This window comes from Streptomyces sp. S4.7 (genome assembly GCF_010384365.1).
Lineage (GTDB): Bacteria > Actinomycetota > Actinomycetes > Streptomycetales > Streptomycetaceae > Streptomyces.
Genome location: NZ_CP048397.1, coordinates 1,000,896 through 1,013,737, shown reverse-complemented (window position 1 = coordinate 1,013,737; position 12,842 = coordinate 1,000,896). Strand labels below are relative to the sequence as shown.

General features: G+C 72.2%; 13 protein-coding genes and 1 riboswitch. Of the genes, 11 read left to right on the top strand and 2 right to left on the bottom strand.

The annotated features are described in order from the left end of the window. Positions 1–27: 27 nt before the first annotated feature. Positions 28–1,275 (bottom strand): MFS transporter, encoded by a 1,248-nt coding sequence (locus tag SSPS47_RS04355; RefSeq protein ID WP_164248881.1) that lies wholly within the window; start codon positions 1,273–1,275, stop codon positions 28–30. A gap of 133 nt (positions 1,276–1,408) precedes the next feature. Between SSPS47_RS04355 and SSPS47_RS04350 the strand changes: the two genes are divergently transcribed. Further along, on the top strand, positions 1,409–2,593 hold the full coding sequence (locus SSPS47_RS04350) for an ROK family transcriptional regulator (RefSeq protein WP_164248879.1): 1,185 nt from the start codon (positions 1,409–1,411) through the stop codon (positions 2,591–2,593). Between the two features lie 102 nt (positions 2,594–2,695). Here the strand turns inward: SSPS47_RS04350 and SSPS47_RS04345 are convergent, their stop codons facing one another. Then, on the bottom strand, positions 2,696–3,442 hold the full coding sequence (locus tag SSPS47_RS04345) for an SDR family oxidoreductase (protein WP_164248878.1): 747 nt from the start codon (positions 3,440–3,442) through the stop codon (positions 2,696–2,698). 197 nt (positions 3,443–3,639) lie between these two features. Next, a riboswitch (FMN riboswitch) is annotated at positions 3,640–3,770 on the top strand. Positions 3,771–3,934: 164 nt separating this feature from the next. Between SSPS47_RS04345 and ribD the strand changes: the two genes are divergently transcribed. From ribD to SSPS47_RS04295, 10 genes are all read left to right on the top strand, one after another. Then, the gene (ribD, locus tag SSPS47_RS04340; protein WP_164254376.1) at positions 3,935–5,107 is read left to right on the top strand and encodes a bifunctional diaminohydroxyphosphoribosylaminopyrimidine deaminase/5-amino-6-(5-phosphoribosylamino)uracil reductase RibD; all 1,173 of its coding nucleotides are present in this window, start codon (positions 3,935–3,937) and stop codon (positions 5,105–5,107) included. Further along, on the top strand, positions 5,108–5,728 hold the full coding sequence (locus tag SSPS47_RS04335) for a riboflavin synthase (RefSeq protein WP_164248876.1): 621 nt from the start codon (positions 5,108–5,110) through the stop codon (positions 5,726–5,728). It begins immediately after the preceding gene. Further along, on the top strand, positions 5,725–6,402 hold the full coding sequence (locus SSPS47_RS04330; protein ID WP_239064771.1) for a nicotinamide mononucleotide transporter family protein: 678 nt from the start codon (positions 5,725–5,727) through the stop codon (positions 6,400–6,402). Before SSPS47_RS04335 ends, SSPS47_RS04330 begins: the two co-directional genes overlap by 4 nt. Further along, the gene (locus SSPS47_RS04325) at positions 6,399–7,691 is read left to right on the top strand and encodes a bifunctional 3,4-dihydroxy-2-butanone-4-phosphate synthase/GTP cyclohydrolase II (RefSeq protein WP_164248875.1); all 1,293 of its coding nucleotides are present in this window, start codon (positions 6,399–6,401) and stop codon (positions 7,689–7,691) included. The genes SSPS47_RS04330 and SSPS47_RS04325 overlap by 4 nt, the downstream gene beginning before the upstream one ends. An 86-nt stretch (positions 7,692–7,777) precedes the next feature. After that, positions 7,778–8,263: a 6,7-dimethyl-8-ribityllumazine synthase gene (gene ribH, locus SSPS47_RS04320; RefSeq protein WP_164248873.1), complete on the top strand. Its 486-nt coding sequence runs from the start codon at positions 7,778–7,780 to the stop codon at positions 8,261–8,263. Between the two features lie 34 nt (positions 8,264–8,297). After that, the gene (locus SSPS47_RS04315) at positions 8,298–8,567 is read left to right on the top strand and encodes a phosphoribosyl-ATP diphosphatase (protein ID WP_078079905.1); all 270 of its coding nucleotides are present in this window, start codon (positions 8,298–8,300) and stop codon (positions 8,565–8,567) included. A gap of 107 nt (positions 8,568–8,674) precedes the next feature. Beyond that, on the top strand, positions 8,675–9,523 hold the full coding sequence (hisG, locus tag SSPS47_RS04310; protein ID WP_164248872.1) for an ATP phosphoribosyltransferase: 849 nt from the start codon (positions 8,675–8,677) through the stop codon (positions 9,521–9,523). Positions 9,524–9,542: 19 nt separating this feature from the next. Beyond that, positions 9,543–10,082, top strand: a complete 540-nt coding sequence (locus tag SSPS47_RS04305) for a PH domain-containing protein (RefSeq protein ID WP_239065214.1) — start codon at positions 9,543–9,545, stop codon at positions 10,080–10,082. A 182-nt stretch (positions 10,083–10,264) separates the two neighbouring features. Further along, positions 10,265–11,701, top strand: coding sequence for a hemolysin family protein (locus SSPS47_RS04300; protein ID WP_164248868.1), 1,437 nt, complete (start codon positions 10,265–10,267; stop codon positions 11,699–11,701). Further along, positions 11,698–12,807, top strand: coding sequence for a hemolysin family protein (locus SSPS47_RS04295; RefSeq protein WP_164248867.1), 1,110 nt, complete (start codon positions 11,698–11,700; stop codon positions 12,805–12,807). Before SSPS47_RS04300 ends, SSPS47_RS04295 begins: the two co-directional genes overlap by 4 nt. Positions 12,808–12,842 lie beyond the last annotated feature (35 nt).

Here is a 12,842-nt window from a genome sequence, read left to right as displayed (position 1 = left end):
CCGAATCCGGCGCCGAGAAGATCAGCGTCATGGTAGGGCCTGCCCCCGTCGGCTTCCGGGTCGGTCCCGCTCTCGCGGTTCTGCTCCGTGAACTGCGTCCGGAGCCGCACGCCGGTCCCCGGTCCTCAGGACGCTCGCGCCCAGCACCAGACCGAAGGCAAGCACGGTCACCAGGCCGAACGAGGCCACCAGCGACGTCGCGTCGGCCACCGCGCCGATCGCCGAGGGCGCGATCAGCCCCGACGTGTACGTGATGGTCGCGACGCCCGCGATGGCCTGGCTGGGGTTCGGCCCGCTGCGCCCGGCGGCGGCGAAGGCCAGCGGCACCACCACCGCCACACCCAGCCCGACGAGGGCGAACCCGCCCATGGCGGCCAGGGGATTGGGCGCGAAGACCACCAGCACACCGCCGAGCGTGGCGGAGACGCCGCCCACCCTGACGCACCGCACCGCCCCGAAGCGGTCGACGATCCGGTCGCCGAGCAGCCGTGCCATGGCCATGGTGAGTGCGAAGGCCGTGGTGGACGCGGCGGCGAGACCGGGGGAGGTGTCCAGTACGTCCTCCAGATACACCGCCGACCAGTCGAGGCTCGCGCCCTCCGCGAAGACCGCGCAGAAGCCGACGGCACCGATGAGCAGTGCGGACTTCGGCGGCAGTGCGAAGCGCGGCGGCGGCTCGTCCTCGGGCGTGCTGCGCAGGTCGAGCACCCACCGGCAGGCGATCATGCCCGTGACGGTGAGCACGGTGGCGGCGATCAGGTGGTGCACACGCACGTCGCTGTCCATGTGGGCCGCGAGCGTGCCGCCGGCGGAGCCCAGCAGGGCGCCCGTGCTCCACATGCCGTGCAGGCTGGACATGATCGACTTGTCGAGCCGGTTCTCGATCTCCACGCCGAGGGCGTTCATCGCGACGTCCGACATGCCCGAGGTCGCGCCGTACACGAAGAGTGCCAGACAGAGCGTGACCAGATTCGGGGCGAGCGAGGGCAGCGTGAGGGAGAGCGTCCACAGCGCGAGCAGTCCGCGCAGCGCCGTACGCGCGCCGAAACGGTGGCTGATCGCGCCCGCCAGCGGCATCGCCACCGAGGCACCGATGGCGGGGAAGGCGAGCGCGAGCCCCAACTGCCCGGCGCTCAGCGCCGCGTGGTCCTGGATCCAGGGGATACGGGTCGCGAAGCTGCCGGTGACCGCGCCGTGCACACAGAAGACGGCGGCCACCGCGTACCGCGCCCGCCGCAGTTGCTGTCCGTCGAAGACCGGTGGTCCAGTCGGCATTCGGTTCCGTCCTCCCCGTACGGCGCGCGGGCGCCGTCCAACAGTGCGGGCAGTAAACTATCAGGAACCCTGCCTGATAAATAGACGGCAGTGGGCGCGATGAGATCCGCAGACATCTGGAAGGATCCAGGCCATGGCCGCATCCCCGAGCACGGCACGGGCCATCAACGACCGCCTCGCCCTGGAATTCCTCCAGGACGAGGGCCCGTTGACGGCGGGACAGCTCAAGACGCTCACCGGGCTCTCCCGGCCCACCGTCGCCGATCTGGTGGAGCGGCTGCAAAGCTCCGGACTCGTCACGATCGTCGGCGAGACGGGAGGCAGGCGTCGCGGCCCGAACGCGCGGCTGTACGGGCTGGTCGCCGACCGGGCGCACCTCGCGGCGCTCGACGTACGGACGCAGAGCGTCACCGTCGTCGTCACCGACCTCCTGGGGGCGACGCTCGCCGAGGCGGTGCTGCCCATCGGCAGCGACACGGGCACCGAACCGGCCGTCGAGGGCGCGGCGGCCCTGCTGGAGCGCACCGCCCGCGAGGCGGGCGCCGTACGCCTGCACAGCGTGGGCATCGGCGCGCCCGGCCTGATCGACCCGGTGACCGGCGAACTCCGCGAGACCAGCGGACTGCCCGCCTGGCACCGAAGACTCGTCGCCGCGCTTCAGGAACGCCTGACCGCGACGGTCCTCGTCGAGAACGAGACCAATCTCGCCGCCGTCGCCGAACAGCGCGTCGGCGCCGCCCGCGACGGGGGCGCGGACAGCTTCGTACTGCTGTGGCTCGGCTTCGGGGTGGGCGCCGCCCTCGTCCTGAACGGGAAGGTCCGGCGCGGTGCGTCGGGCGGCGCAGGCGAGATCGGCTTCCTGCCCGTACCGGGGACCTCCGGCCTGCCCTCCGCCACCGCCTGCGACGGCGGGTTCCACACCCTCGCCGGTTCGGCGGGCATCTGCGAACTCGCCGAGCGCCACGGCCTGTTCGCCGAAGCAGGCCCCCAGGAGCCGCCCGCCGCGGCCGTCGTGCGCGCCGCACTCACCGCGGGCGCCGCGGGAGAGGCCTTCCTCGACGCCCTCGCCGCGCCGGTCGCGGTCGGCGCCGCGGCCATCAGCGCCGTACTCGACCCCGGCAGGGTGGTCCTGGGGGGCGAGGTCGGACAGGCGGGCGGTACGGCGCTGGCGTCCCGCGTCGAGGCCCGCCTGGCCGAGATGTCCCCCCTCCGTACGAAGGTCGTGGCGAGCTCCCTGGGCGGCGCGGCAGTGCTGCGTGGTGCGCTGCTGACGGCGCGGGACGCCGCCCAGAACGACCTGTTCGCCCCGCCGAGCTGAACCGGGCCGTCAGACGGATCCGGCGAGAGATCCGACGACGGACACGTCGACCGGTGCGGCGGCCCGCGGGGGCCGAGGGGGGCCGAGGGGGGCCCGTGGGCCTCACATCTTCCGCGTCGCCAGGAAGTCCTCGAACGTCTCCCTGCCCACGGCCCGTTCGGGCGCCAGCTGGTCACCCCGCCGGTAGCCCGCGTACGCCTTGCCGAACAGCGGCATCGCCAGCAGCCGACGCCTGTGGCCCGTCGCCCGCAGATACGCCTCGGCCAGATCCTCCAGCGTGCGGACCTCGGGCCCCCCGAGGTCGGGCACCCGGCCGGCCGGCGGGCGCGTGGCCAGGTCCGCCAGGCGCGACGCGACCTCCGCCGAGCCGATCGGCTGGAGGCTGACCCGTGCCGGCAGCACCGTGGCGACCGGCAGCTTCGTCGCCCCCTCCAGCATCTTCAGGACCAGATCGTGGAAATGGGTCGTGCGCAGAATCGTCCAGCCGAGCCCCGAATCCTCGATCATCCGCTCGACGATCCGCTTCGTCCGGTAGTAGCCGAGCGGCAACCGGTCGCCCCCGACGACCGAGATGTAGACGAGATGCGGGATGCTCGCGCGCACGGCCGACTCCACCAGATGCGCCGCCGCCCTGTCGTCACCCCCGCGCGCCGAGGTGGCGCAGTGTACGACCACGTCCACACCCCTCAGCGCCTCGTCGAGCGCCCTGCTGTCGTCGTCGCGCAGATCGACGGCGTACGGCCTAGAACTCCGGCTCAGCGCACGGACGGTGTGCCCGTCCGTGCGCAGCCGGTCCACGACCTGTCTGCCGAGTGTTCCCGTACCACCGGTCACGAGGATTGTCGCCATGGCCCAAGCCTGCCAGCGTGTGACGCTCCGTGTGACGAGAGGGTGCCGGGGAGTGTCGTGGAGATCCCGCCGCGCCTCGTCTACTGCGCCCTCCCGGGACCACCGCCCGGCCACGGTCGGGGCCATCGTCTGTGATTCGGCGCACACACCCCCGATGGCCGACGATCAGGCGTGGCACACTGGTTCCGTACCAGCAGCAGCGCACTCCGGGGTCGGTGCAATTCCGAACCGGCGGTTACAGTCCGCGACCCGACCGCTTCCAGCGGCCGGTTGACCAGGTGGAATTCCTGGACCGACGGTGAAAGTCCGGATGGGAGGCAGTGCGCGGCGGGCCGTCACCGGTATGCCGCCGTCGGCGGATCGTCCTCGGACGTTCCGTTCATCGGTCCCGGCGTTCCCGTGTGCGTTTCCCGTTTCTCTGTCGTCATCGACAGGCCCCGGAGTCCGTGCCCCAGAGGCAGGGAGGACCCGGTGGCCACCACCACGGCCGACATGGACGCCATGCGGCGGGCCGTCACGCTCGCCGCCCGCGCGCTCGGCGCCACCAGCCCCAATCCGATTGTCGGATGCGTGATCCTCGACGCCGCCGGACAGCCTGCGGGCGAGGGATTCCACCAGCGCGCCGGCGGCCCGCACGCCGAGATCCACGCCCTGCGCGCGGCCGGTGGCCGGGCCGTGGGCGGCACCGCGTACGTCACCCTCGAACCGTGCGACCACACCGGCCGCACCGGACCCTGCTCCCGGGCGCTCACCGAGGCCGGGATCGCCCGTGTCGTGTACGCGGTCGGCGATCCCGATCCCCGGGCCACCGGCGGCGCGCAGACGTTGCGGGCGGCCGGGGTACGGGTCGAGCAGGGCCTGCTCGCCGACGAGGCGGAGGCCGGAAACGCGGCATGGCTCACCTCCGTACGGCTCGGCCGCCCCCACGTCCTGTGGAAGTACGCCGCCACGCTCGACGGCCGGATCGCGGCGGCCGACGCCACCAGCCGGTGGATCACCTCCGCCGAGTCGCGCGCCGACGTCCACCGGCTCCGCGCCGAGGCCGACGCGGTCGTCGTCGGCTCGGGGACCGCGCGCGCCGACGACCCGCACCTCGCGGTCCGCGGTGTCGAGGGCGCCGTCCAGCCGCTGCGGGTCGTCGTCGACACCGGGGCCACCGCGGTACGGCCGGGGGCACGCGTGCTCGACGGTGCGGGGCCCACGCTGATCGCCGTCGCCGACGACGCGGACACGACGCACCTCAAGGCGGCCGGGCCCGGCGGGGCGCCGGTGGACGTCCTGCGGCTGCCGCGCGCCGAACGGGGGCTGTCCGTCCCCGCCTTGCTCGCCGGCCTGCACGCGCGCGGCGTCCGTTCCGTCCTCCTCGAAGGCGGTCCGACGCTGGCCGGTGCCTTCGTCGCGGCCGGGGCCGTCGACAAGGTCGTCGGCTATCTCGCGCCCGTCCTTCTGGGCGCCGGACCCGCCTCGCTCGGCGACGCCGGAATCACCACCCTCACGGGGGCGTTGCGCCTGCGGATGACCGGGACCGAAAGTGTCGGCCCCGATCTCCGTGTCACCGCCGTACCGCAACGCGCCGCACCCGTGGCCGCCGCCCCCGCGAGCAGCGCGGACGCAGGCACCGCCCCCGCAGGCACCGCAGCCGTTTCAACTCCCAAGGAGCGTTGAGTGTTCACCGGAATCGTCGAAGAACTGGGTGAGGTCACCGCCGTCGAGAACCTCGGCGACTCCTCCCGCTTCCGTCTGCGCGGCCCCGTGGTCACCGAAGGCGCCAGGCACGGCGACTCGATCGCCGTCAACGGCGTCTGCCTCACCGTCGTCGACCTCGAAGAGGGCGGCGAGTTCACCGCCGACGTCATGGCCGAGACCCTCGACCGCTCCAGCCTCGGCGTACTCGTGCCCGGCGCCCGGGTCAATCTGGAGCGGCCCATGGCCGTCGGCGGCCGGCTCGGCGGACACATCGTCCAGGGCCATGTCGACGGCACCGGCACGGTCGTGGACCGCAAGGCGTCCGAACACTGGGAGATCGTCAAGGTCTCGCTCCCCGCCGGCCTCGCGCGCTACGTGGTCGAGAAGGGCTCCATCACCGTCGACGGAGTCAGCCTCACGGTGGTCGACGCGGGACCCGACTACTTCACCATCAGCCTCATCCCCACCACCCTCGCGCTGACCACCCTCGGCATCAAACAGCCCGGCGACCCGGTCAACCTGGAGGTCGACGTGATCGCCAAGTACGTGGAGCGGTTGCTGGCCTTCCCCGCCCCGGACGCCGGGGGGCCGGTCCGATGAGCGCCATGCCCTCCTGGCCGGCCACGGACTGGCTGAACGCGGAGGCGTTCACCGCCTTCGGCCAGCACATCATCTGGTCCGACATGATCGGCAACTCCATCGGCCTGATCGCCCTCGCGCTCGGCTGGCGGCGCTCGATCCTCACCTGGCCCGCGCAGTTGCTCTCCGGTGTCGTCCTCGTCGCCGCCTACGCCTCGGCGCACCTCAGCGGCGGTGTCGGCAAGCAACTCCTCGTCATCGGCGTGGCGTTGTTTGGGTGGCGGATGTGGCAGCGCGGAAGGCTGCGAGACTCTGACGGCTCGGTCGGCACGATCGCCGTACGGTTCGCCACCTGGCCCGAGCGCTGGCTGCTCCTCGGCGGCACGGCACTCGGCACCCTCGCCGTCGGCGGCCTGTTCACCGCCGTACCCGAACTGTCCTGGAACCCCTGGCCCGACGCGTACATCTTCGTCGGCACCCTCGCCGCGATGGTCGCCCAGGCGCGCGGTCTGGTCGAGTTCTGGTTCGCCTGGCTCCTGGTCGACCTCGTCGGCGTACCGCTCGCCTTCAGCAGCGGACTCGCCTTCTCCGGCTTCGTGTACGTCGTCTACCTCGGTCTCGTCCTGTGGGGACTGCGTGACTGGTGGCTGCGCACCCGCGTCGGCACCCCGGCTCTGGAAGGAGCAGCAGCATGACCGCACAGCCCACCTGGTACTCCACCGACAACATCGAGGACTTCGCCCTCGACCCCGTGGAGCGGGCCATCATGGACATCGCCGCGGGCCGCCCCGTCGTGGTCGTCGACGACGAGGACCGCGAGAACGAGGGCGATCTGGTGATCGCCGCCGAGAAGGCGACCCCCGAGATCGTCGCCTTCATGATGAGCGAGTGCCGCGGACTGATCTGCGCGCCCATGGAGGGCGACGAGCTGGACCGGCTCGAACTGCCGCAGATGGTCGACCACAACACCGAATCGATGCGCACCGCCTTCACCGTCTCCGTCGACGCCGGTCCGGCGCACGGCGTCACCACCGGCATCTCGGCCGCCGACCGGGCCACCACACTGCGTCTGCTCGCCGCCGGAGACGCGGCCGGGCCCGGCGACTTCGTACGGCCGGGCCATGTCTTCCCGCTGCGCGCCAGGCCGGGCGGGGTGCTCGTACGCGACGGTCACACGGAGGCGGCGGTCGATCTGGCCCGGCTCGCGGGGCTGCGGCCGGCCGGGGCGATCGTCGAGATCGCGGGCGAGGACGGCGTCATGCTCCGGCTGCCGGAGCTGATCCCGTTCGCGCGCAAGCACGGCCTGACGATCATCTCCATCGAGGACCTGATCGCGTACCGGCGTTCGGCCGAGCCCACCGTCCGTCGCGAGGCCGAGGTCCGGCTGCCCACGGCCTTCGGCGATTTCACCGCGTTCGGCTACCGGTCCACCGTCGACGGCGTCGAGCACGTCGCCCTCGTCCACGGTGACATCGGTGACGGCGGCGACGTGCTCGTCAGGATGCACTCCGAGTGCCTGACCGGCGACATCTTCTCCTCGCAGCGCTGCGACTGCGGCCCACAGCTCCAGGCGTCGATGCGGCGCGTCACGGAGGCGGGCCGGGGCGTCGTCGTCTATCTGCGCGGCCACGAGGGGCGCGGCATCGGCCTGCTGTCCAAGCTGCGCGCGTACGAACTCCAGGAGCGCGGGCACGACACCCTCGACGCCAACCTGGAACTCGGTCTGCCCGCCGACGCGCGGGACTACGCGGCGGGGGCGCGGATCCTCGACGACCTCGGCGTGCGCAGCCTGCGGCTGATGACCAACAACCCCGACAAGATCGACGCGTTGACGCGGCACGGTCTCGACGTGACCGCCCGCGAGCCCATGCCCGTCCAGGCGGGGGAGCACAACCTGCGGTACCTGCGCACCAAGCGGGACCGGATGGGGCACGAACTGCCCTGGCTCGACCCGGCGGCCACGTCGGCCTGCGGCAACCAGTGACCAAGCCCTGAGCACGACGTACACATTTCGCTTCATCGGCACATCGGCACATCGGCACATCGGAACATCGGAACAACAGGAGAGACATGAGCGGCAAGGGTGCACCCGAACTGTCCGTCCGCAACTGCGGCGACCTGCGGGTGGCGGTCATCGCGGCCCTGTGGCACGAGAGGGTCATGGACGGACTCGTCGACGGCGCCCTGCGCGCGCTGCGTGAACTGGGCATCGACGAGCCGACCGTGCTCAGGGTCCCCGGCAGCTTCGAGCTGCCCGTCGTCGCCAAGGTCCTCGCCGACCGCGGCTACGACGCCGTCGTCGCCCTCGGCGTCGTCATCCGCGGCGGGACCCCGCACTTCGACTACGTGTGCCAGGGCGTCACCCAGGGTCTGACCAAGGTCTCGATCGACACCGGGGTACCCGTCGGATTCGGCGTACTGACCTGCGACACCGAGGAGCAGGCGCTCGACCGGGCCGGGCTGGAGGGCTCCAACGAGGACAAGGGGCACGAGGCCGTCACCGCCGCCGTCGCCACGGCGGCCACCCTTCGTACGGTCGCCGAACCCTGGCGCTGACGGCCCCGGCGGACCGCGTAGGGTGGTCCTCACCATGTCGAAGACGTTCGAGGAGCTCTTCACCGAGCTCCAGCAGAAGGCCGCCACGGGCGACCCCAGCACCTCCCGCACCGCCGAACTGGTGGACAAGGGGGTGCATGCCATCGGTAAGAAGGTCGTCGAAGAGGCCGCCGAGGTGTGGATGGCGGCCGAGTACGAGGGCCCCGAAGCCACCGCCGAGGAGATCTCGCAGCTGCTGTACCACGTCCAGGTGATGATGGTCGCGCGCGGGATCTCGCTCGACGACGTCTACTCCCATCTCTGAGCACCGCCCCCGGCGACGTACGGCCGCGCAGGCGCCCCGCCCCCCTGACCCCGTCCCGTCCACCGTTCCTTCCCCCGCTCCCACGCATACGTAAGGAAGCCGCTCTCATGCTGCGTATCGCCGTCCCCAACAAGGGTTCACTCTCCGGGGCAGCGTCGGCGATGCTCCATGAGGCGGGCTACCAGCAGCGCAAGGAGTCCAAGGAACTCGTCCTGGTCGACCCCGAGAACGAGGTCGAGTTCTTCTACCTCCGCCCGCGCGACATCGCGATCTACGTGAGCTCCGGGCGGCTCGACATCGGCATCACCGGACGCGACCTGCTGCTCGACTCGGGCGCGGGCGCCGAGGAGATCCTGCCGCTCGGGTTCGCCCGCTCCACCTTCCGCTTCGCGGCCAAGCCCGGCACGGCCACGTCCGTCGCCGACTTCGGCGGGCTGACGATCGCCACCTCCTACGAAGGCATCGTCGTCAAGTACCTCGCCGACAAGGGCGTGGACGCCTCCGTCGTCCACCTCGACGGAGCCGTCGAGACCGCGATCGAGCTGGGCGTGGCGCAGATCATCGCGGACGTCGTGGAGACCGGCACCTCGATGCGCAACGCCGGCCTCGAAGTCGTCGACGAGCCGATCATGAGGTCCGAGGCGATCGTCGTCCGCCGCAGCGGCGCGGACGCCGACGAACCCAAGGTCCAGCAGTTCCTGCGCCGCCTCCAGGGCGTCCTGGTCGCCCGTACGTACGTGATGATGGACTACGACTGCCGCGCCGAGCACCTGGAGCGCGCCGTGGCCCTCACACCCGGCCTGGAGTCGCCGACCATCTCGCCGCTGCACAACGAGGGCTGGGTCGCCGTCCGCGCGATGGTCCCGTCCAGGGAGGCGCAGCGCATCATGGACGACCTGTACGAGCTGGGTGCCCGCGCCATTCTCACCACGGCCATCCACGCCTGCCGCCTGTGAAGGACCACACCTGATGCCCGTGCCGGCCGCCCGCCCCGAACTCCCCGCCCTCCCCGTGACGTTCCGGCCGAACGGCACGCGCGTCGTCCTGCTCTCCGTCGGGACGGTCATGCTCCTCGTCATCACGGCCATGTCCGTGATGCTGGAGAAGCTGAACACGGGGGAGCGCGTCAGCTTCGTCTTCGTCGGTCTGCTCTTCTTCGGAGTGCTGGTCCTGCTGAGCCGCCCCAAGGTCGTCGCCCACGACACGGGTGTCACGGTGGTCAACATCACCCGCATCCGGCGGCTGGAGTGGGCCGAGATCCTGCGCGTCAACCTGCGGGTCGGCGACCCGTGGGTCTTTCTCGACCTGAGCGACGGCACCAGCCTGGCCGCGCTGGGCATCCAGCCCGGTGTCGCCAAGCAGAAGGCCGTGCGCGACGCGCGGACGCTGCGCCTGCTCGCGGAGTCGCACGGCACCGGCGCGGAGACGGCGGCGCGGGCCGGCGGAGCCGTGGCCCCGGACCCCGGTACCAAGGACGCCGGTGGGGACGCGTCCACGGACACCGGTCCGGCGTGAACATTGCGGTGCCCGTCCCAGTGGCTACTCTGGGGACGGAGGCGCCAGGTGCGCCCCGCCCCGCATCCGACGGCCGTGAGTACCGGCCCGCGGGGCATCCTGCGACCCGAGGAGTGACTCCCTCCAGCAATGGACGGATCATCCGGTAGTACCCGCGCCGCCGCCTTCGAAAAGGCGGCGGCATGACCATCCCCCTTCTGCTGCTCGCCGCGGCATTCCTTCTCATCCTCGCCAACGGATTCTTCGTCGCCGCCGAGTTCGGCCTCGTGACCGTGGACCGCCCGGACGCCGAACGCGCGGCGGCGGCCGGCGACCGCCGTGCCCGCGCCGTCGTCAGGTCCCTGCGGGAGCTGTCCTTCCAGCTGTCCGGGACCCAGCTCGGCATCACCATCACCTCGCTCGTCGTCGGCATGCTGGCCGAGCCCGCGCTCGCCCGGCTGCTCGACGGCCCGCTCACCGCGACGGGTCTGCCCGAAGGGGCCGTGTCCGGGGTCGCCGTGGTGATCGGTGTGCTCCTCGCCTCCGCCGTCCAGATGGTCATCGGCGAACTCGTACCGAAGAACTGGGCGGTCTCCCGGCCGTTGCAGGTCGCGCGCTTCGTCGCGGGACCCCAGCATCTGTTCGCCACCGTCCTGCGGCCCGTGATCACCCTGCTCAACGCGGTGGCCAACCGGCTGGTGCGGCTGTTCGGCGTCGAGCCGACCGACGAGCTGGCCTCGGCCCGTACGCCCGGTGAACTGGTCTCGCTGGCCCGGCACTCCGCGCTGGCCGGCGCCCTCGAACAGGACACGGCGGACCTCTTCGTACGGACCCTGTCCCTCGGCCACCTCACCGCGCAGCATGTGATGACCCCGCGCGTGAAGGTCATAGCCCTCCAGTCGGACGCCACAGCGGCCGACGTACTCAACCTGACGCGTGCCACCGGCCTCTCGCGCTTCCCGGTCTACCGCGAGCGCATCGACGAGATCGTCGGCATGGCCCATCTCAAGGACGCGCTCGCCGTCCCCGCCCACGAGCGCCGGCGCGTGCCGGTCGGCCGGATCTCCGTGCCGGCCCAGCTCGTGCCCGAGACGCTGCCGGTGCAGCAGCTCCTGGAGCGTCTGCGCAGCGAGCAGCCCATCGCCGTGGTCATCGACGAGTACGGCGGTACGGCCGGGGTCGTCACCCTTGAGGACATCATCGAGGAGCTGGTCGGCGAGGTCCTGGACGAGCACGACAGCGAAGGTGACGGACGGCCCGAACTCGCCTCCGTCGCCACCGACGACGGGCGGCCCACCTGGGACGCCGAGGGCAGTTGCCGGGTCCTCACGCTGCAGCGGATAGGGCTCGAAGTGCCCGACGGGCCGTACGAGACGGTGGCGGGGCTGGTCGCCGACCTGCTGGGCCGCATCCCCGCGCCCGGTGACCGGGCGGAGCTGCCCGGCTGGCGGCTCTCCGTCCGGCAGGTCGGTCGCTACCGCGCCGAGCGGGTACGGCTCGTGCGCACCGGCGACATCCCGGCACCGGTCCCCGCCGCGGCCCCGGCCCGGTCAGCGGCGACGCCGGAGGCCACGGCCCCCGCCCCTGCCCCCACCCCGGCACCCGCGCAGGTTCCCGCGAAGGCGGAGGCGGCCCGGTGAGCGCCCTCCAGCTTCTCTTCGCCGTCCTGCTCGTCCTCGCCAACGGATTCTTCGTCGGGGCCGAGTTCGCGCTCGTCTCCGTGCGCCGCAGCCAGATCGAGCCGCTGGCCGCCCAGGGATCGGCACGCGCGCGCCAGGTGCTGCACGGTCTGGAGAATCTTCCGCAGATGATGGCCGCCGCGCAGTTCGGCATCACCATCTGCTCCCTGACGCTCGGCGCCGTCGCCGAGCCCACCGTGGCCCGCCTCCTCGAACCCCTCTTCCACGCGGCCCATGTGCCCGAGGGGCTGATCCATCCCCTGGGCTTCTTCGTCGCGCTCGCCGCGGTCGTCTTCCTGCACCTCGTCATCGGCGAGATGGTCCCGAAGAATCTCGCCATGGCCGCGCCGGAGAGGACCGCGATCTGGCTCAGCCCCGGACTTGTCGGCTTCGCCCGGCTCTGCCGCCCCGTCACCGCGGCCCTCGGCGCCTGCGCCGGCCTGGTCCTGCGGGCCTTCGGCGTCGAGCCCAGGGACGAGGTGGAGGCCGTCTTCACCAGCGAGCAGCTCAACCGGCTCGTGGAGGACTCCGGCCAGGCCGGTCTCCTGGAACCGGAGGAGCAGGAGCGGCTGGAGGACGCCCTGGAGCTCGGCTCCCGGCCGGTCACCGACGTCCTGCTCAGCCGGGCCGGGCTGGTGACGGTGACCCCGGCCGTCACGCCCCGCGAGATCGAGGAGCTGACGGTGCGCACCGGCTTCTCCCGCTTCCCGGTCTGCGCCGACAACGCCGGGGTCTTCATGGGGTACGTGCACGTCAAGGACGTCCTCGACCTGGAGGAGCGCGAGCGCGCCGTGCCGCAGCACATCTGGCGGCCGATGACGACCCTGCGGGCCGAGCTGCCCCTGGACGACGCCCTCACCGTCATGCGCAGGGCCGCCACGCACCTCGCGCAGGTCGCCGACGGGTCCGGCCGGGTGCTGGGGCTCGTCGCGCTGGAGGACGTACTGGAGACGCTCGTGGGAGAGGTACGGGACCCGGACCACCGGGAGGCGACGCTGCCGGTGGCGCTGCGGTCCGGCGGCAAGGCCGGCCCGCCCGACCCGTCGGACCAGGCCCTGGCGCACTGAACGCTCGCCCGTCCTCGAACGCCGGACGGCTCGCC